The 19,365-nt window shown below is 69.2% G+C and carries 15 protein-coding genes and 1 pseudogene; 9 read left to right on the forward strand and 7 right to left on the reverse strand.

Features of this window, described 5'->3' with window-relative positions; all coding sequences use genetic code 11:
- Positions 1 to 52: 52 nt before the first annotated feature.
- Positions 53 to 285: pseudogene (locus tag SCAB_RS47190) on the reverse strand (cobalt-precorrin-5B (C(1))-methyltransferase); the annotation flags it as partial.
- 584 nt (positions 286 to 869) lie between these two features.
- On the opposite strand from SCAB_RS47190, the gene SCAB_RS43470 reads away from it, so the two are divergent.
- Both SCAB_RS43470 and SCAB_RS43475 read left to right on the forward strand, forming a co-directional pair.
- Positions 870 to 1,175, forward strand: a complete 306-nt coding sequence (locus tag SCAB_RS43470; RefSeq protein WP_013001075.1) for a transposase — start codon at positions 870 to 872, stop codon at positions 1,173 to 1,175.
- The gene (locus tag SCAB_RS43475) at positions 1,172 to 2,065 is read left to right on the forward strand and encodes an IS3 family transposase (protein WP_012998008.1); all 894 of its coding nucleotides are present in this window, start codon (positions 1,172 to 1,174) and stop codon (positions 2,063 to 2,065) included. The genes SCAB_RS43470 and SCAB_RS43475 overlap by 4 nt, the downstream gene beginning before the upstream one ends.
- A 30-nt stretch (positions 2,066 to 2,095) precedes the next feature.
- Here SCAB_RS43475 and SCAB_RS43480 read toward each other — a convergent pair whose 3' ends face one another.
- The 3 genes from SCAB_RS43480 to SCAB_RS47505 are packed head-to-tail and all read right to left on the reverse strand — an operon-like array spanning position 2,096 to position 3,952.
- Positions 2,096 to 2,386: a PDDEXK family nuclease gene (locus tag SCAB_RS43480; protein WP_012998007.1), complete on the reverse strand. Its 291-nt coding sequence runs from the start codon at positions 2,384 to 2,386 to the stop codon at positions 2,096 to 2,098.
- Positions 2,383 to 3,528 carry a helix-turn-helix domain-containing protein gene (locus tag SCAB_RS43485; protein ID WP_012998006.1) on the reverse strand — a complete coding sequence of 382 codons (1,146 nt, stop codon included), beginning with the start codon at positions 3,526 to 3,528 and terminating at the stop codon, positions 2,383 to 2,385. Before SCAB_RS43485 ends, SCAB_RS43480 begins: the two co-directional genes overlap by 4 nt.
- Before the next feature lie 46 nt (positions 3,529 to 3,574).
- The gene (locus SCAB_RS47505) at positions 3,575 to 3,952 is read right to left on the reverse strand and encodes a hypothetical protein (protein WP_012998005.1); all 378 of its coding nucleotides are present in this window, start codon (positions 3,950 to 3,952) and stop codon (positions 3,575 to 3,577) included.
- A gap of 619 nt (positions 3,953 to 4,571) precedes the next feature.
- On the opposite strand from SCAB_RS47505, the gene SCAB_RS47510 reads away from it, so the two are divergent.
- From SCAB_RS47510 to SCAB_RS43525, 7 genes are all read left to right on the forward strand, one after another.
- The gene (locus SCAB_RS47510; RefSeq protein WP_013006455.1) at positions 4,572 to 5,876 is read left to right on the forward strand and encodes a ComEC/Rec2 family competence protein; all 1,305 of its coding nucleotides are present in this window, start codon (positions 4,572 to 4,574) and stop codon (positions 5,874 to 5,876) included.
- On the forward strand, positions 5,873 to 8,416 hold the full coding sequence (locus SCAB_RS49180) for a ThiF family adenylyltransferase (RefSeq protein WP_012998003.1): 2,544 nt from the start codon (positions 5,873 to 5,875) through the stop codon (positions 8,414 to 8,416). The genes SCAB_RS47510 and SCAB_RS49180 overlap by 4 nt, the downstream gene beginning before the upstream one ends.
- Positions 8,413 to 9,513: a patatin-like phospholipase family protein gene (locus SCAB_RS43505; protein ID WP_012998002.1), complete on the forward strand. Its 1,101-nt coding sequence runs from the start codon at positions 8,413 to 8,415 to the stop codon at positions 9,511 to 9,513. The genes SCAB_RS49180 and SCAB_RS43505 overlap by 4 nt, the downstream gene beginning before the upstream one ends.
- Positions 9,514 to 9,574: 61 nt before the next feature.
- Complete coding sequence (locus SCAB_RS43510; protein ID WP_231884865.1) at positions 9,575 to 10,489, forward strand: DUF6308 family protein; 915 nt, start codon at positions 9,575 to 9,577, stop codon at positions 10,487 to 10,489.
- A gap of 336 nt (positions 10,490 to 10,825) precedes the next feature.
- Positions 10,826 to 11,839 carry a tyrosine-type recombinase/integrase gene (locus SCAB_RS43515; protein WP_231884863.1) on the forward strand — a complete coding sequence of 338 codons (1,014 nt, stop codon included), beginning with the start codon at positions 10,826 to 10,828 and terminating at the stop codon, positions 11,837 to 11,839.
- The gene (locus SCAB_RS48925; RefSeq protein WP_012997999.1) at positions 11,836 to 14,430 is read left to right on the forward strand and encodes a tyrosine-type recombinase/integrase; all 2,595 of its coding nucleotides are present in this window, start codon (positions 11,836 to 11,838) and stop codon (positions 14,428 to 14,430) included. Before SCAB_RS43515 ends, SCAB_RS48925 begins: the two co-directional genes overlap by 4 nt.
- A complete protein-coding gene (locus SCAB_RS43525; RefSeq protein ID WP_041668737.1) occupies positions 14,427 to 15,002 on the forward strand; it encodes a DUF6262 family protein in 576 nt (191 codons plus the stop codon). The genes SCAB_RS48925 and SCAB_RS43525 overlap by 4 nt, the downstream gene beginning before the upstream one ends.
- A gap of 47 nt (positions 15,003 to 15,049) precedes the next feature.
- Here the strand turns inward: SCAB_RS43525 and SCAB_RS43530 are convergent, their stop codons facing one another.
- The 3 genes from SCAB_RS43530 to SCAB_RS48935 all read right to left on the reverse strand — a co-directional run bounded on the left by SCAB_RS43530 (position 15,050) and on the right by SCAB_RS48935 (position 18,686).
- Positions 15,050 to 17,719 carry a DEAD/DEAH box helicase gene (locus SCAB_RS43530; protein WP_012997997.1) on the reverse strand — a complete coding sequence of 890 codons (2,670 nt, stop codon included), beginning with the start codon at positions 17,717 to 17,719 and terminating at the stop codon, positions 15,050 to 15,052.
- A complete protein-coding gene (locus SCAB_RS48930; protein ID WP_231884862.1) occupies positions 17,716 to 18,102 on the reverse strand; it encodes a hypothetical protein in 387 nt (128 codons plus the stop codon). The genes SCAB_RS43530 and SCAB_RS48930 overlap by 4 nt, the downstream gene beginning before the upstream one ends.
- A gap of 119 nt (positions 18,103 to 18,221) precedes the next feature.
- Entirely contained in the window at positions 18,222 to 18,686 is a 465-nt protein-coding gene (locus SCAB_RS48935) for a hypothetical protein (protein ID WP_078579974.1), read from the reverse strand.
- Positions 18,687 to 19,365 lie beyond the last annotated feature (679 nt).

A 19,365-nucleotide genomic window follows, 5' to 3' on the forward strand; every position in this document is an offset into this window, starting at 1 on the left:
CCCGTTGCCCCACCAGGTCCGACCGGCCCCTGGTCGGGGCGGCGACCGGGAGCTACGACACCACGCCGGCGAAGTCGGTGGCGGATCGTGCTGCGGCAACGATCGTGCCCGCCCGGTCGATGCAGATGACATCGATCGCGACCGGCGCCCCCCGCAACACGGCCAGCGCCTCGTCGCGGGCCTTCGCCGCCACCAGGTCCCCGAGAGTCACCCCCGCCGCCGCGCAGAGCTGAAACGCGGCGAGCCCGGTGTTGCGCCCGCCACCTCCGCGGCCAGCGCCTTGACGTTCCCCACCCGGGCCCTTGCCTGAGCAAGGTTCTCGTTTCGAGTGGGGTGACGTACCCATACTCGGGGTGTCTGCGGAGTCGGCTGCGGTTGCACTCGATCTCGATGTAGCGGAAGACGTCGGCCGGGCGGCCTCGAGGGTCTCCCGGACGGTGGTTCCGATCTCCGCTTTGAGGACAGCGAACCAGCTTTCCGCAGCAGCGTTACCGTAACAAGAGTCGGCACGTCCCATCGACTGTCGCATGCGCAACCTGCGTATCTCGGTGCGGAATTCATCACTCGTGTATTCGCTGCCGCGGTCGGTGGTGCATGATGCACACGACCGCTGATACGACGGTCATCGCCCACCGAAACGGACGAGACACCCCGACCCGCTTCAGCCTCACCACCCCAGGCCCCCAAGACGGCAGCGGCGCGAACTGTACTCCTCAATCACACACAGCGCCCGAAACGAAACGCCACCAGCGCCCCGCACCACCCCGTACCACCGCGCGCCATCCCAGGGCAGCTCCCCGAGTGAAGCTTCCCCTTGATGTTGGACACCTGGAGACTGGGACATGAGGTTCCAGAGGAAGTAGTGCCAGGTGGGAAGTAAGAGCAACCGCAGCAGGCGGTACTCGGAGGAGTTCAAGCGCGACGCGGTCGCGCTGGTCCGGTCCTCCGGCAAGACCGTCACCGAGGTGGCTCGGGAGATCGGGGTCAGCTCCGAGGGGCTGCGGAACTGGGTCAAGCAGGACACGATCGACCGCGGGCAGGGGTCGCCGGGTGAGCTGACGAGCGCGGAGCGGGAAGAGCTGCGTCGGCTGCGGAGGCAGAACCGTGAGCAGGCCGAGACGATCGAGGTGCTGCGAAAAGCGGCGGTCTTCTTCGCGAAGGAGAGCGATCGATGAGCGAGGTGTACGCGTTCATCGAGGCGGAGAAGACCACCCACAACGTTGCTCTGCTGTGCCGGCTGCTGAAGGTGGCCCGGTCCTCCTTCTACGCCTGGCTGGCCGGCGAGCCGGCCCGCGCCGCCCGCCGGGCCGCCGACGACGCCCTGGCCCACGAGATCACCGTGTTGCACATAGCCTCCCGGTGCACCTACGGAGTGCCGCGTATCCATGCCGAGTTGCGCAGGATGGACCGGCGGGTCAACCGCAAGCGAGTGGAGCGGATCATGCGTGAGTGCGACATCACCGGGGTCACCCGGCGCAAGCGCCGGTCGCTGACCCGTCCAGCGAGGAAGGCGGTGCCCGCTCACGACCTGATCGGCCGTGACTTCACGGCCGCCGACCCGGGGCGGAAACTGGTCGGTGACATCACCTACATCCCCACCGACGAGGGCTGGCTCTATCTCGCGACCTGGCTGGACCTGGCCACCCGCGAGATCGTCGGCTACTCGATGGCCGACCACCACCGCGCCTCTCTGGTGGTCGACGCACTGACGATGGCCGCCGGACGTGGTCGGCTACAGACCGGCTGCATCGTGCACTCGGACCGCGGAGCCGAGTACACCTCTGACGAACTCCGCCGGGAAATAAGCAGGTTGGGCCTGCGGCAGAGCATGGGCCGAACCGGCTCGTGCTACGACAATGCCGCCGCCGAGAGCTTCTTCGCGCTGCTGAAAGCGGAGATCGGCACCCGCCGCTGGCCCGACCGGACCACTGCCCGCGCTGAGATCTTCGCCTTCATCGAGACCTTCTACAACCGCAAGCGGCTGCGAAGGCATCCAGTCTGGGGCTACCTCACCCCGCTGGAGACCCGTCAGCGACACGAGCAAGAGCATGCCCTCGCAGCGTAAGCCTCGAGTGTCCAGCATCACGGGGAAACTTCAGGGTGTGAGGGTGGTGTCGGCTTTCTTGGTGTGTTTGCACTGCAGGACGAAGGGGCCGTCGGGGACGTCCTGGACGCCGATCGGGTCCGGTGGCTGTTGCCAGGTTCCGTAAAAGGCGCCGTCGCGTCCGCCGTCGTTGGAGTCGGCGAAGGTGTGCACGGACTGTGCCCACACTTCGCGGAGTACGGCAGCGCACAGGTCCTGGAATGCACGCCAGCCCAGGGTGTGCAGGGCGAAGCCGGGGGAGCCCGGTGCTGCGACGGTGCCTTTGCGGGGGTGGTCGGTCACTGTGGCTGGTCCTCGGCGGGGCCGTTGTGGGGGAAGCGGACGGGGCGTTTGAGGTTGTTGCCGTGGGTCCAGGGCAGGGCGCCGTCGTGCTGGAGGCGGCCGACGACGATGCCGGGGGCGATGCCGGCCTGGCGGGCGAAGGCTTTGACGTTGTCGAAGGGCATGGGCCTGCGGGCGAGGCGCCGGTAGGCGGCGTTGTGCTCGGGCGGGATGAGGGTCTGGGCTGCGAAGGTGTCGGCTTCTTCTTCGCTGCGGTCGCCTTCGGGGGTGCGTTCGTCGGCGCGGTCGGTGTTGTCGAGGAAGGTCAGTCTCTTGCCATGGAGGAGGGTGTGGCCGATCTCGTGGAAGACGGTGAACCAGAAGTGGTCGTCTTTTTTGAACCGGTCGCTGAGGGCGATGCCGACCTTGTCAGGGGTGAGCCAGCGAGTAACGCCGGAGACGCTTGTCAGGGGAGGCGCGGGGAGGAAGACGACGGCTACGCCGGCCTGGGCGCACAACTGGGTGATCCGGCCGGGCCAGGTTGCCGGGTCGTCCAGGGTGAGGGCGCGCAGGCTGGGCAGGAGGGCGGTGAGGGCGGCGCGGTCGAACGGCTGGCAGGGCAGGGCGCGGGCCTTGAGTTCTGCCTGGCGCAGCCATACCGCGGTGGCGTAGTCGTCGGTCTTCAAGACGGTGGAGCGGCGGAAAGCGGTGCGGTAGCTGCGCCAGAGGTCTTCGGCGACGCCTGGGTCGGCGACGCCGAAGAACGCCAGCAGACGCTGGAGGTTGTCCGCGCTCCTGTCCTTGTTCGGCAGGATGCTGCGCTTGACGAGCTCGGTCAGTGAGAAGTTGTCGAGCCAGTCGATGCGCTTGCTGAGCTGCTGGAGTTCCTGCTGGCGGGTGACGTGGGTGCGCCAGGCGGCTTCCAGTTGGTTCCACATCGAGGCTGGGATGCCGGTGGCGCGCTCGAGGAGAAGCGCGGTCTCGGGGGTGAGGACTGCGGTGCCCTGGACGATCTGGTTGATGTGCTTGGTGGACAGGCCAGTACGCCGGGCGAGGTCGGCCTGCGGGATGCCGAGCGCTTCCAGTTGTTCCTTGAGGGTCTCGCCGGGCGGCTGGGCGGAGTCGGGCGCGTAGGCGAAGGGCGGGGCGGGAGGCGGGGTCACGGGTGGTGCCTCTCTGAGGTCGGGGAGGCGGGGGTGGCGGGGGCGGTCATCGCGTGATGGCGATCGCGGTGACTATCAGTGCGCGTACGGAGTGCTCGTCAAGGGTGCCGTCACGGTGGGCGGCGGGCGGGTCGTCGCGCGGGCGTACGACGAGGTGGCCGTGGTCCCCGAGCGAGACGACCCGGCTGATGCCGCTGTCGGCCGGATCAGGCCGTAGCCGGGCGGCCGCGAGGCGATGCAGGTCGGCCAGGTGGTCGGCGGCGGCCATCTGGCCGAGGCGTCTGTGGAGCGCGGCGGCGGCCTCCGGCCCGAAGCGGACCCGGCGGGCCGCGTCGCTGTTGCAGACGCGGGCGAGCTCCGCGTCGTCGAAGGCGATGTCCACCGGCAGCCCCAGAAACCTCTTGCGTATACCTGTCGCTTCCATGCTACTCTCTCGATCAAGAAAAGTTTCATTGGCTTGCTAGGTGTATGAAACCCCGCGCATGGTGGAGCGCCTTTGCAGGTCAGATCGATCCCTCTTGAAGGAGGTACGTCATGCCCGGCAGGGCGAGTGGGTCTGGTGGGAAGCGGGGGCGGAGTGCGGTCACGGGTCGGTTCGTGAAGCAGTCGACGGTGCGCAGGCATCCGTCGACGACGGTGAACGAGCGCGTGTCGCGGCTCGAAGAAGAGCAAGTAGGCGGGCTTCGGGCCCGCCTTTCGCATATCCCGGCCCGCCGCGGGCGGGCCGGGGGAAGGGGAGGTGGCCGTCATGACGACGGCAGGCATCCAGCACGAGGAGACCGGCGGCAAGGCGGCGACCGTCACGGTGGACGGCGAGCCGGTGGAGATGCCGCAGCGCACGACGCCGAACGCGGTCCCGGGTAACTCGTTCGCCGGCCACGAAGAGGAGGGGGGATCGCCGTGCGCGAGGGGGAGACGTTGGTGTCGGTCTCCACCAGCCCGATGGTGGCGGCGTTGTCAGTGGCGCATGGTAGACCTGGTCCCTGAGTGAACTTGTCTAATTTTACTGCTAGTTGATCAACTATCGAGTGAAGAGGTGCGACATGGTCGAGGCAGAACTTCCCGGGCAGGGGGTGGTGTTCTGGCCGGTGGGCACGGGCGACTCCACCACGATCGTGCTGGGCGACAACCTGGTGATGCAGGTGGACTTGCGGGACATGAAGGCCGCCGATGAGGACGACGCGGTGGTCGCCGCCGTCATCGACCGGCTGGAGGAGACCCTGCCGCAGCCCGACGGCACGACGCCCTACCTGGCGGTCTTCGCCCTGACCCACGCCGACTCGGACCACTGCTGCGGCTTCGGCGACCTTCTGGAGAGCTCCATCCTGATCGGGGAGATCTGGGCGACGCCCCGGCTGTGGCGCGAACTGTCCGAGGACAAGCCGATGTGCGAGGACGCACAGCGCTTCCAGGACGAGGTCGAGCGACGCGTGGACGCCACCCTCAAGGCCATCAAGGACGGCAAGGAGCCGCCCAGCGGAGACCGGGTGCGCATCATCGGCTACGACGAGGACCGCGAGCTGCACTCCTACGCCGAACTGCCCGACGAGTACTTCACGTTCCCCGGCGACGTGATCACCAAGGTCGACGGCGAGGACGTCGCGGACCGCTTCGAGGCGTTCGTCCACGCCCCGTTCAAGGATCACTGCGCCGGCGACCGCAACGACACATCTCTGGCACTGCAAGTGCAGCTGAAGGCCAGCGACGGCACAGTCGGCCGCCTTCTTTTCCTCGGCGACCTCGCCTACCCCATCATCAAGATGATCTTCGAGAACAGCGAGGCCGCAGGTAACGCGGACCGAGTGGAGTGGGACGTGCTGCTTTCCCCGCACCACTGCTCCAAGAAGGCCATGTACGCCGAGGGCGAGGACGGCAAGGAGGAGCTCAAGCAGGACCTTCTCGACCTGCTCCAGGCGCATGCCAGTCCGGACGCCAGGGTGATCGCCAGCTCGTTGCCCTTCCGCGAGAAGGACGAGAAGGGCAACAACCCGCCGCACCTGCTGGCCCGGGACGCCTACGCGTCGATCACCGACTACGAGGTGCTGTGCACGGGGGAGTACCCCTCCAAGGAGGAACCCCGCCCAGTGGTCTTCGCCCTGGAGGCGGGCCTGGGACTGGAACTCGTCGACGTCACCGACCTGGAGAACAAGTCCCAGGTGCTGCATGCCGCAGGCGGCGGCCGACGGCTGCTGGCCGCGCTGGGCACCACCCGCTTCCCGGCCACCGCCCTCACCGCCGCAGCTGGTCTGCCGCGCCAGCGCGGCACGGACGCCGCGCGCGCCGGTGTGCAGCGGGCCAGGGGCGACAAGGCCGAGCCCGCGGTACAGATCGGATTCGGTGCCGCGTGAAGGACAGCGCCACCCTGGAACTCACCGAGGGCCAGCAGCTCGCCATCGACCAGCTGCACCGGATCGTCCAGGCGTCTCGAGGATCGGTGGCGGCCACCCACGTGGCCGCCACAGCCGGCGGGTACGTCGAGGCCCGCGTCAGCGTCGGCTGCGCCAACCTGTCGCCCACCCAGGGCGGCCTGCGGCTGCGCAGCGTCGAGGCGGTCACCCTGCGGATCCCTCCGAACTTCCCCTTCACCGCCCCCAGCGTGCAAACCCGGCACACCCGCTTCGCCGGCGCCCCGCACGTCAACTGGGGCCGCCACCTGTGCCTGTACCGCTCGACGGCGACCGAGTGGGATCCGGCCGACGGCATGTACGGGTTCATCACCCGCCTCCTGGACTGGTTCGAGGCGGCCGCCGCGGGACAACTGGACCGGCCCGGCGAACCCCTGCACCCCCCGAACGCCCTGACCGACCACACCGCGGGACTCCTCGTGATCCGACACGACGCGCCCGTCGCACGACCGGACGGGCCGTGGCTGGGCGCCGCCGTACTGCACCAGGTCAACGACATCAGATGCGACGTCGTGGACTGGCTCGCCGTTGAGGACCCCTGGCCCGACAGCCTGGAACAGTTGCGGGAGAGCGCCGCGCTGCCGGCCGGCGCCCGCGCCTTCCTCGCCCCCGTCGTCGTCACCACGAAGCACCTGACGTTCGAATACCCGCTCACCGCGCGCGAGCTGGTGGAGTCCTTGGCCCGCGACCACATCACGCCGCGCCTGCTGCTGGGGCTGACGGGATTTGTCGCAGGCCACAACCGCACCCTGCTGTGCCCCGACGCCGACGCCACCGTGTCGACCGGGGACGACGAGGACACCCCAGCCGCGCCGGTGCACCTGCTGCTGGGCACCCCCTCGCGGGGTATCGCCGGCGACGGGCCGCGCCGGACGCACCTGGTGGCCTGGCACCTGCCCGACTTCGCCGATCAGGTCGGGCGCCTGACCGCCGACACTGCCTTCAGCGGGCATGCGTACTTGGCCGAACTCGGCGACGAGGTCGTCCGGTTCGGCACCGACTGGCTCGACCGCCAGAGCACCCGGTGGATGCGCGTCTACGAAGCCCGGCCCGAGGTCACGGTCCGACGCGACCACGCCAGCCCCGCGGCCTGGCTGCGCGGCAAACGCATCCTCGTCCTGGGCGCGGGCGCCCTGGGAGCACCCGTCGCCGACATGTGCGCCCGCGCCGGAGCCGCGCACCTCACCGTCGCCGACCACGGACTCGTCCACCCCGGAATCCTGGCCCGCCAACCCTATACGGACGCCGACATCGGCTTTTCCAAGGCGAGGGTCCTGGCCGACCGCCTCAACCGGATCGACCCCCACGCCACCCGTGTCGAGGCCCTCGTCGGCAACGTCACCACCCAGCTGTCCGCCCTCGACCTGCACACCTTCGACCTGATCTGGGACTGCACCGCCAACCGCATCGTCCGCGCCCACCTCGAACGTGCCCGCCGCACCGACACCGCCCCCTGGCCCCACCTGGCCACACTGATGATCGGCCACCACGCCACCCGCGGCATCGCCGCCATCTCACCCCGCGGTGCCACCGGCGGTGGCACGGACGTCCTGCGGCGCACCGCGCTGGCCGCGCACGCCGATGCCACGCGCGCCTTCGACGACCTGATCGACGACTTCTTCCCCACCACACCCCCGACCGAGCTCTTCCAGCCCGAACCCGGCTGCTCGGACGCCACCTTCACCGGATCGGCCGCCGACGTCACCGCACTGGCCGGACAACTGGCGACCGGCGTCCTCCACGCCCTGGCCGAACCCGCCGACCGGCACGCCATGGCCGTCCTCATCGTCCGCATGCCCACCGGCCCCACCAGCACCCAGCCGTCCGGGCCGCGCTGGCTGACCTGGCCCAACGACACCCTCGCCACGGACGAGGCCACCGGTTACGACGTGCGCATCACCCCCGCCGCACTGGCCGAGATGCGCGCGGAAGCCCGCCGCGGCGCCCGAGTGCGGGGCCCGCGCGTGGAAACCGGCGGCACCCTGCTCGGCGCCGTCGACGACGCCACCGGTGTGATCTTCATCGACGAGGCCACCGGCCCGCCCCCCGACTCCCTGCTGACCGAGGCCTACTTCCAGCACGGCCTGGACGGCGTCGGCGGCCACCTCACCGCCCGCCGGAAGGCTACCGGCAACATCAGTCGCTTCCTGGGCATGTGGCACACCCACCCGCACACCGCAGCACAGCCCAGCACCACCGACCGCGCCGCCATGACCAGCCTCACCCTCCCGCTGGACGACGCCCCCGCCCGCGCCCTCGTCCTCATCGCCGGAGGACCACCCCCCGTCTGGCACCAGTGGCTCGCCACCGGGGACAGCCCCGACCTCTACGCCCACCTCGCCGCCCGCACCGCCTCGGTCACGGTTGAGCCGCCCCCGCAGCAACCACCCGCTCACCTCGGCCCCGTGCAGTGGTGGCCCGGCGGCTACTCCACCCGCCCCCACAGTCCCGTCCCCGTCCCACGCAAGGGCTCCCGCTCATGACCCGCACCATCGGCCTCGCCCTGTCCGGCGGCGGCTCCCGCGCCGCCGCCTTCCACCTCGGCTGCCTGCGCGCCCTGCACGACCGCGATCTCCTCGACTGCATCCGCGTCGTCTCCGGCATCTCCGGCGGCTCCCTCCTCGCCGCCCTGTGGGCCTACGGCCCGAAAGAGTTCACCGACTTCGACGCCAGCACCACCGACCTGCTGCGCTCCGGCCTGCAACTGGACATCGCACGCCAGGCATTCAAGCCCTCCGCGGCCGCCCGCAACCTCACCGCGGCCGCCCGCGCAGGCACCCGCCAACTGTTCACCCGCACCACCCAGGTCACCGTCGCCCGCCCCGCCAACCGCACCGACGCCCTGGCCGCCGTCCTCGCCCACAAGGCGTTCGGCACCACCACCCTGGCCGACGTCACCCACCCCGGTCTCGACGTCGTTCTGACCGCCACCGACCTGGCCACCACCAACGCGGTTCGCTTCGGCAGCACCCGCAGCGGCTGCTCCCGCTACGGCACCATCACCGAGCCCGTCCACGTCGCCACCGCCGTAGCCGCCTCCGCCGCCTACCCCGTCTTCCTGCCGGCCCTGGAACGCACCTTCACCTTCCAGTACCGTGACGGACACCACCAGCAGCACACCGTGCTGCTCACCGACGGCGGCGTCTACGACAACCTCGGCCTGTCCGTCCTCGAGCCCGGACGCTCACCGCACCACACCCAGCACGTCTACGACGTGCCCTTCATCATTTCCTGCGACGCCGGCCTGGGGGAACTCGCACTGAAGGCACCGCACTTCATGTTCGGACGCCTCAGCCGCTCCTTCGCCACCGTCCACCGCAAGGCCCAGGACTCCGCCCGCGCCCGCCTGCACGAGTGGGCCGCGAGCGGACGCATCGACGGCTTCGCCCTTGCCTATCTCGGAATGAAGGACGACCGCCTGCCCGCGCCGCCAGCCGACCTCGTTCCGCGCAGCGCGGTCGCCTCCTACCCGACCAACTTCGCCGCCATGGCCCGCAGCGACTTCGAGGCCATCACCACCCGCGGCGAACAGCTCATGCGCACCGTCCTGCCGATGTACCTGCGCCCCGCGCACGGCTAAGGAAGCGAAGCTGCGCACCTTCCACTCTTCGCCAGCCGTGTCCCGCCGACGGCTTCATGCCTTGGGCACGAGCGATTCTGAAGACAGCCCGAAGGGCCGCAACCCGGGTGTGCCGCTCTGCGAGTACAAGGAGTCGTCGTCCTGCCGCGACGGGGCGGTGCACCACGCCAGGACGACGGCGGCGCAGGACGGCTACTTCGGTGTCGACACGCCCACCCGGCTGTGTGGCTACAGACCTGGTTTGCTCACGATCTGGATGAAGGATGGAGTTCTCATGGCTTCTCCTACCGCAACGCCCGGCGTATCTGATGGGGCGTTGTCCCCGTTGGGGCAGCGTTTGCGCGTACTGCTGGGTGCCGAGCGTGTTGTGGGTGATCTGCGGCGTTACTTCGGTATCGATCTGCCGCCCGACGGGGTGCCATACACCGGCAGTCGGTTCGAGCATCTGGCGGGTGGGGGAGACCGGCCGGAGGTCGCCAACCGGTTCACGGCGGAAGACTTGGTCGCGGTACAGACTTTGTCGGTGACCGTTCCGGCGGCTGTTGCGTTGGATCTTCTGGAGGGCCCTCTCGGTGCGCGGCTGTCCGGTCTGCTGCACGCCATTCCCAGGGACATCGACATGGTCGACGCCGACGCGGACGTCGTAGCCGACGGCTCGCCGGCGGACCAGGCCTGGCAACTGCTAGAAGATCAGCCTGATGTCGGATGGGTGATCGCGGGGAAGCTCCTGGCCCGCAAGCGTCCGCGGTTGCTGCCGGTCTACGACAAGGTGGTGCGCTGCGCTCTGGGACGCCCGCGCCCCTCGTTCTGGCTTGCGCTGCATGCTGCGCTCCGCGCGGACGACCACGCCCTGCACCGCCAGTTGTTCGAGCTGCGTCAGGTCGCAGGGGTGCCGGAGACAGTGAGTGCGCTGCGGATATGCGACGTGGCGGTGTGGATGGGGCACCGGGCGGAGGGGCACGCCTGTCCTCGCTGACGTCGGCAGCGAAGTTGCCCTTCTGGCGTGTGAGGGTGACGGACTTTACCAACCGTCACCTGGGTGTGTGTGACGTTCGCGTGGAGTGGTCCGCGGGGCCGGGGGAGGGGTGTGGACTCGGGGCCGGGAGCGCCGCCAGCGGGGCGGCCCTGGGGCTGGAGGGGGCGGCAGCGGGTGGGTGGTCGGTTGGTGGTGGGCGAGTTACGGGTCCAGGAGATCGTCCGTGGGAACGGTCAGGTGTCCTACACGGTCGTGGATACGGACTGCACGCTTGTGGCGGAGGCGGACGGGTTCTTGCGTGCCTGTCGGGCGGGCACGGATCGTACGTACGCGTATGTGCTGGTGGATCATCTGCGCTGGCTCCGCTTCGCGGGCCTGACGGTGGAGTCGGTGTCGCTGGAGGATCTGCGGCACTACATGGCGGCTCTGGGGGCGGATTATCCGGGGCCGTTCGGTCTGCCGTGGCGGGAGAACAAACGCCCGTACGGGCACAGCGCGTTGAAGACCACGGCGGCCTGCCTGAAGGGCTTCTACCTCCGCCTGGGCACCCACGGCGTGAACCCTGCACTGGCGGAGGCGCTGCGTGTGACGCGTTTGCCGACGCGGGTGGATCGGCGGCGGGCGATGCTCGGGCACGTCCTGCACAGCATGCCCGCGAACCCCCTGGCTCCGGCGGAGCAGATCCGCCGGCATCCGAAGATGCTGCCCGAGGGCGCCCGGGAGGTGCTGTCGGGGGCGGTGTCGTGCGCGCGGGACCGGATGGTGGTCACGTGGTTGGCCGACGGCGGTTTCCGGATCGGCGAGCTGTGCGGGCTGCGCCTGGTCGACCTCCACCTGCGCGAGCAGGCCGCGTGCGGTCAGTGCCGGGGGCCGCACGTGCACATCTGCCACCGTGAGGACAACGCCAACCGGGCCCGGGTCAAGACCAAGACACCCTGGACCTGGCAGGACAACGTCGTAAGCGGCGGGACGGTACGCCGGGCGAGCCCGGCGATGATCCACACCTACTTCGAGTACATCACCACCCAGTACCCCGCCCAGACCGCTCACGGCATGCTCCTGGTCAGCCTGCACGGTCCCTCCCGAGGCCAACCGTGGACCACTGCCGCGGCCCGCGGCATGCTGCGCCGGGCCGCGGCCCGTGGTCAGATCGGACGGGTGGTACCGCACGCCTTCCGGCACAGCTTCGCCACCGCGGTGCTGGACGCCGCACGGGGCAACGCGGTGATCGCGCGGGAGGCCGGCGGCTGGGCCTCGGCCGCGACCGTCGAGCAGGTCTACGGCCATGTGGACGTCCACGACCCGGTCTTCGCCGCGGCGCTGGAACAGGTGTGGGGGGCACGGCCGTGATTTCTCTGACGCTGCTGCCCGGCCGCACCGACACCACCCGCGTCGGCCGCGACCGCCTCGAACTGCTCACAGCCCTCATCGACGCCCCCGCATTCGACCCGCTCTTCCGCGACCCGCTGATCTTCATCCCGCCTCAGCACCCGGTTTACGCCTGGCAGTGCGCCGTTGACGGCTGTCTGCGCATCCGCCGGGTCAGCCACAACCTGTGCAACACGCACAACCTGGAGTGGGAGCAGGCCGAGCGGGCGGGGCAGGCCAAGCGCGCCTTCATGGACGCGGCCGGTGCTCTGCCGGCCGCGCGGGGAGTGGATTACGGCCGGTGCCTGGTCTGTCCCGACCGCCCGGCGATCAGTCCCACCACCCGGCTGTGCCAGCAGCACCAGACCAGATGGCACTACGGGGAGGCCGCCGGCATGGACCAGGACCGGTTCGAACACTGGGCCCGTACACAGGACCCGCTTCCCGGCTACGGCCTGTGCCAGGCACGGTGCCCGTTCCTGGCCTGCACCTCACTGGGGCTGTGCCTCCAGCACCTGAACCGGTACAAGATCGACAACCGTCCGGGAGGAGCCCGGTCGCAGAACTCACGCGGTCCCCTCAAGGACGGCCGACCGCTCCCGGTGACCTACGGCGACGAGAAGACATTCCGTGCCTGGTGCGCCGCTGCGGAGCCGGTCACGCAGCCAGGGCTGGTCAACCTTCATGGCCTGTCCCCGCTGCTGCGGGCCGAGATCCAGTGGGGCCTGCACACCCATGCCCAGGCCGCACAGCACTCCGAATGGAGCACCAACGGCATCAGGAATCTCGTCAGATACTGCTGGCGGGGCAGCATCACGTCCCTGATGGACCTGCACGACGAAGGCTACGCAGGCCTGACACGCAAGCAGATGGACTCCGAGGTCCGCAAAATCATCTGGGAGATCATCAACGGTCTGCGCTGCGTCTACTACAGCCCCTCCGACACCAAGGACGCCGGCTTCCTGGAGACCGATCACTTCGGACGGCGCTTCAAGAACGCCCAGAGCCACTTCGACATCACCGCCGTACCGCAGCGGTGGCTGCGCGACCTGCTCTGGGACCACCTCGCCGAGTTGCTCCGTTCACCGCAGTGCCCCCGCACCCGAGGCCCCTTCGACCAGATGCGCCGCGCCGCCGTCGAACTGGGCGTCTTCCTCCAAGCCGACGCCCCCGACGCCGGCCACGACCACACCGCGCTGCGCCGTGAGCACGCCGAGCGGTTCGTCGCCGACCAGCGCCACCGCGCCCGCCACAGTCTGCCGTCCCTGGGCATGGTCCTGGTCGACGGACGATCCCCCACCGTCACCGATCTGAGCTGCCAATTCGTCTTCAACCAATCCCGCAAGCTGCTCTACAGCGCCATCACCGCCGGCCACGCCGAACGCCTCGGCATCGACACCGGCTTCCTGACCGCCATCCCCTTCGGCGGCACCGGCATCAAACAGCGCTCCCGCAACCCTTTCAGCGACGACGTCGCCCGCGCCCTGACCGACGAGACCAATCTGCGCCGCCTTGAGGAACTCGACCTCAACGACCGGGGCCTGCGGGACATCTGGGAGACCATCGTCGCCACCGGGCGCCGCTGCAGCGAGGTCGTCGGACTGCGCCTGGACTGCATCGGCCGCTACCGCGGTCTGGCCATGCTGTGGCACGACCAGACCAAGGTCGGCAACTACAACGAGGGCATCCGCATCCCCGAGCCCGTCTACCAGTGCCTCGATGCCCGCCGAACCAAGACACTCCACCGCTTCGAAAAACGTTACGGCCGCACCCCAACAGCCGCTGAACGCCCCGGCCTGGCTTTGTTCCCCTCCCGCATCCGCAACCCCAACGGCCGGCAGCCGATCTCCTACGGACACTTCAACCAGCGCTTCAAGACCTGGATCGCCGGCCTCGACCTCGGCGGCGCCTACGTCGCCCACCAGGCCCGCCACACCCTGGCCACCAACCTGCTGCGCGCCGGCGCCACGCTCACCCACATCCGCCGCTACCTCGGCCAGCTCTCCGAACGCATGGCCGAGCACTACGTGAAGATCACCAACAGCGACCTCGAAGACGTCCTGAACACCGTCTGGGTAGCCGGGCCCGGGGCACCCCACCCAGGCGAACTCCTCTCCGGCGACACCACCCCCATAGACCGCGAGACAGCCCTCGCCCTGGCCCTGGACCTCTCCCGCCGCAGCACCCCCGCCGACGGCGGATTCTGCACCTACCAACCCGTCGTAGACGGCGGAGCCTGCCCCTGGAAACTCGACTGCGAGAACTGCGACAACTTCGTCCTCTCCGGCGCAGACCTCCTCTACTGGCGACGCAAAGCCGAACAGTGGCGCTCCATCGCCGAGAACGCCCCCGACGACGCCACCGCCGACTACCTCCACACCGTCTTCGAACCCACCGCCAAAGCCATCAAAGGACTCGAACAGGCCCTGGCCGCCCTCGGCATCCTCGACGAAGCCCTCACCCTCGACCTGCGGCGCCCACAGGACTACTTCCACCGCACCTGGAGCACCGCCTTCCGCGCCCGAGACCTCGCAGCACTTCAGGCCCCCGACGACGCCACAGGACAGCCATGAGCCCCCGCACCGACGCGGCCGTCCAAGCCCGCCGCCAAGCCACCCAGGAGATGCTCGAACGCCTCCAGACCGCCCTGGCGGCCGCAGCCCGCGACCACACGCCTGTCACCGTCGCAGCCCTCGCCCGTACCGCCCGCGTCTCACGCACCTTCCTCTATCAAAACCAGCAGGCCAGAGCCCTGATCGAACAGGCCACCCGCACAAGCAGACCCCATCCCGGAGTCTCCAGCAGCGCCAGCCGCGCACAGTCCGCCTGGAAGGAACGTGCACTCAACGCCGAAGACGCACTCACCCAAGCCCAGCGCGAAATCCGCACCCAGCGCACCCGCATCGCAGAACTCCTCGGCAAGATCCGCGACCTCGAACACGATCTCCCCGAAGGCGCACTTCAGCGCATCGTCACCGAGAACACCACGCTTAAGCAGCACGTACGACAACTCACCCAGGACAACCAGCAGATTCAAGAACGACTGACCAGCGCCCGCCAGAACAACCGCTTCATGGACAAACGCATCGCCGACCTCGAAGCCCAACTCGCCCCGTACCTCACCACACCACCCCCGCGCCCCTGACCCAGCCTCGGATCGATGCCAAACGAGAGGGGCCTTGCCGACGACCGTCAGATCCAGTCGATGCCCAGCTTCCCCAGTGCGTCGAGCTGGTCCTGGGTGAGCTTGTCACGCCTCGATTTGGTGTTGGAGACCCATACGCCCAGTCTCACGGCCACCGGCTCCGTCTCGCCGTCGACCGCGATCTCTTCAGCGTGGCCGCGCGGGACAGGCCGGTGGGCGCCTTCCCGTTCGACCCATTGTGCGAGGGCTGCCAGGCCGCGCTGGAAGGCCTGCTGTGCCTTGCCCGGGCCCTTCGTCGCACGCGTAGCCGCAGGGGGCGGAGACGGCGCCTGGACGGGCTTCACACCCAGCTTGGACAGCCGCTCCTGCTGCTCGGTCGACAGCTGCGCCCAAGTAGCCGGCTGGGCCTGCCGTTGGAGCCATCGTCCGATGTCGTCGCCGTCCATGAGCACGCCGGGTGCGATGTCGGGCAGGTGGCCGTCGGCGTCGACCAAGTCGGCGAGGACGCGGTAGTGGCGCTGCCAGTCCAGCGGCCACGGGCAGTTCCAGTCCTCATCGACCGCCGCTAGTTGCTTGGCGCGCTCCTCCGCCCGCTTCGGGTCCTTGCCCAGGCCGCCTTTCCGCCGGAGGTTGGCGATGTGCTGCCCGATGGGCACCAGGCCCTCGGCTTCGCTCTCGCCCCAGAGGGCGTCCTGGCGGGGGGCGAGGTGGCCGGTGGCCTGCCGGTAGGACCGGAGTGCGGCGAGCTTGGTCTCCCAGGCTTCCTCTCCGGGCTCCCAGACCATCCCGGCCTCCGGCGCGTCCAGCAGGGTCTTGCGCCGCTCCTCCAGCTCCCCGGCCCGCAGCGCCTTCCTCTGCTGGTGGACCCAGCGCCCAAGCGGAAAATCCTTCGTGACCCCTACTTCCACCTCAACGCCGTAGGGCACGGCGTAGAGGCCGGTGATCTCGTTCTCCTTCCGCCAGCGGATGAGGGCTTGGTAGCCCTCCAGCCACACCAGGGATTCGGGCCGGTAGACGCGGGTGCGCAGGAACGCGGCGATCGTGGCGGCGTCGCGCGGGCTGGAGAAGTGGAGCAGGGCCGACTCGGCAGCGGCGCCGGTGCCGTCCTGCTCCTGGTCCTCGCCGTCGCTCTCGCCGCCGGTCCCGACGATCTGCCCGTCCTCATCGCGTTGGATGTGCACCTTGCGCTTCCCGCTGCTCAGGGCGCGGGAGGCGAGCTGTTCGACGAGTCGTTCATCATGACTGCGGAGTCCTTGGAGGATCGCTACGAGGGGGCGGAAGCTGGCGGAGGCGACCATGTCGGTGGGGTCTTCGCCGGGTTCCAGGAAGATCGGCACGATGATCCTGGCGACCTTGGTGGAGCCGTCGCGGTTGAGCCGGAGCGCACGGCCGATGTTCTGGACGATCTCGACCTGGGAGCCGCGGGTGTCGGCGAAGCAGATCGCCTCCACTCCGCGTTCGCCGGTGATGTCGACGCCTTCTCCGAGCACGCGAACGCTGGCGAGGAACGCCCGGTGTACGCGCCGGTTGGTGGCGTCGATTCCGTTGGCGAACTGTCGCAGTACCTCCCGGCGTTCGCTGACGAGGTGGTCGCCGCACAGCCACGCCGACCACACCCGGTCCGGGGGTACGTGGCGGCTGGCTTCCAGCTCGTAGAACTCCGCGTCGATGGACGATTTCGGTAGCCGGTCCGCGGCCGCCAGGTCGTCGTCGGAGGCGTCGTTCACGTACAGCTCGGCTGCCGTCTTTGGCATCTTCTCCGCGAACGCCGCGGCCTCCTCCACCTTCTGGTGGAAGGTCATGACCGTACGGAGGTTGTACGCGGCCGCGTGCTCCAAAAGTGCGGTCTGTAGGAGCGCCAGGCGTCGGCCGCGCTGCGCTTCCTCTGATTCCCCGAGGACGGGGGAGGGGTCGCGGATTTCCAGGACGTCGATCTCGAAGCCGGCGAGGATTTCACGTTCGATGGCCTCCGAGAGCCCGAGCTCTGCCAACCATGGCCCGTAGGTTTCCGAGTCTTGGCCCATTGAAGCGATCTCGAACTCCTGGCCGTCTGCGCCTTTCTGCGGGCGGGGTGCGGCGAGGATGCGTGGGGTGGCGGTGAGGTAGAGCCGGAAGTCGGCGGCGATGCGGGTGTTGTCGTGGAGTGCCGCCCATGGCCTGCCAAGATCGCCTGCCGTTGAGTGGGCTTCGTCGATGATGGCGAGCGCGAAACCGTCCATCTGCTGTCCATACAGCCGCTCCCCGCCCGTCAGAGCGGCCTCCAGCGGCCCACGAACCTTCCCCTGGCCCGTCGGGTCGTCGAAGTCCTCGCGGTCCACGAGAGAGGCGTACGTGGCGAACACGATGACCGGCCCGTGCCCGGCCCATAGGGCGAGCTGGATCGGGTTGGTGGTGGTGCGCACCCCCAGCTCGTTCAGCACCGGGTCGTTCTCCAGCGAGCACACGGCGACCATGGGGGAGCGGTGGCCCACGGCCCGCCACGCTTGGGCGGTCTGCACGAGCAGGTCCAGGGTCGGCACGGTCACGAGGATCCGGCCCTCCGGGAAGCACTCCAGCGCACTTGCGGCAGCCATGATCGTTTTTCCCGACCCGGTCGCCGACACGATTGTGCCACGGGCACCCTGAGGGGGTACAGATGATCTTGCAGAGAATCCGACCCATTTACGGAAACTCGACTTCTGGTCGATCTGGTGTTTCTTGAGTGGAATCCTGCTCATCGTCCGTCCTCCTCTCCCGTGTCGTACAGCCAACTGTTCTGAAGCCTTTCCAGCGCGATTTCCTCCTGGCCCTTCTGCGTCCAGATCCCTTCGAGCCAGAGAGGGGTCGTCTCGATCCTCTCGCACAGCACGAAGCAGCCGGGCAGGTCGATCAGAACGAGCTCGCCCGCGAACATGCCGCCGGGTCCGTAGCGGTGCCACAGCCGCTTCAATCGCGCCTGGTGCTCGTGCAGGTACGCGTCGAGCGTCTGCGGGTAGCGCTCCGGCTCCGCCAGGTGCACGGTCCGCAGGGAGATGTCCACGAGTTCCCGGGACGCCTCCTGGTCCCAGTGCTCGGAGTTGGTGCCGGTCACGGCCGTGTAGTGCTGCTCGCAGACGTCCATGACACGCTCGACGAGTTCCGCCGACGGCTCGCTTCCCTCTGTGTCACGGGCCGAAGGCCGGCCCCTGGCCAACGGCAGCAGAACGGGACGATCACCGGTGCGGACGGCCGTTTCCAGGTCTAGGCCGTGGTGGTCCAGGTAGGCCAGGAGGAACAGGGCCAGGGCGTGGCCGGGGTCGCTGGCGTGCTGGATGTAGGGCTTCTCGCTGGTCCAGCCGAACGTGGTCTGGTGGCGCCGCTGGTGTGCGGGTCGGGGAAGACGACGGCTCGGGTGAAGAAGTCGTCCAGGCGGCTGAGGAGTTCCGCATCTGGGTTGTCCGGCTCACGGCCGCGCACGGTGGTGGTGGCGTTCTCCCAGATGGTGGTGAGGTACCGCCGGCGGGCGCCCTCCTGCTGCCGGAGCTCGCTGGACGGACTCTCCTCGACCACCTCCACCACGCGGTACATGCCCTGGTCCCCGTACAGACCGTCCGGCTTCTCCAACGCCTTGCGGGCCTTGGCGACGGCCTCCTCGACCGACCGCCCGCAGGCGTAGTTCGTCACCACCGATGCGCCCGGGTGCTCCGGATCGGCGCGCTGCGCCACGATCCGATAGCGGATCAGCTCCGGGTCCGTCCCTGAAGTAACCTCACGATGGATTTCGTTCCGCGCTTCAAAGCGCTTTTCGAAGCCTGACGGATTCAAAGAGCCCTCGCTTCCCGCGCCCCGCCCGGGTGGTTGGGGGGTGTCCCGTGTTTCCGCCAACGGTACATGCTGCATCAACCTGAGGCGCGCGCTACACTAGAACCCGACACGAACGAGCGACCCCCTCCCTGGTAGCCAGCCCGGCCCGAGACAGTGGGCCCCAGATTCTGGAGGCGCAGCCGGAAGGACCGTCAGGCGGGGGAGCGCAGCGGACCCGCCCCCGGGCGTGCGGAGCACGCCCCAACTCCCGCACTAAAGGCCTCACTAGCCGCACGTGACACCCCGTCAAGCGGGCGACCGCGCATCGCGCGCCGCGCCGGGCGCCGCAGCGGCCGGTCCCACCGGATCCTGAAGCGCAGCGAAGGGATCCGCCCACGCATCGCGTGGGCAGCGGGAGCGCAGCGACCGCCTCCCCTGCACATCGCGCAGCGATGTGACCCAACTCGATTGCGCAGCAATCGAGTTGCTGCGATGGGCGCAGCCCATCGCCAGCGCTTCCGCGGAGCGGAAGCGCAACACCCGTGCGCAGCACGGGTGTTCGCTTGCACATCGCGCAGCGATGTGGTACCCGCTCCGCGGG

Origin of the sequence: Streptomyces scabiei 87.22 (genome assembly GCF_000091305.1) — a bacterium.
GTDB lineage: Bacteria > Actinomycetota > Actinomycetes > Streptomycetales > Streptomycetaceae > Streptomyces > Streptomyces scabiei.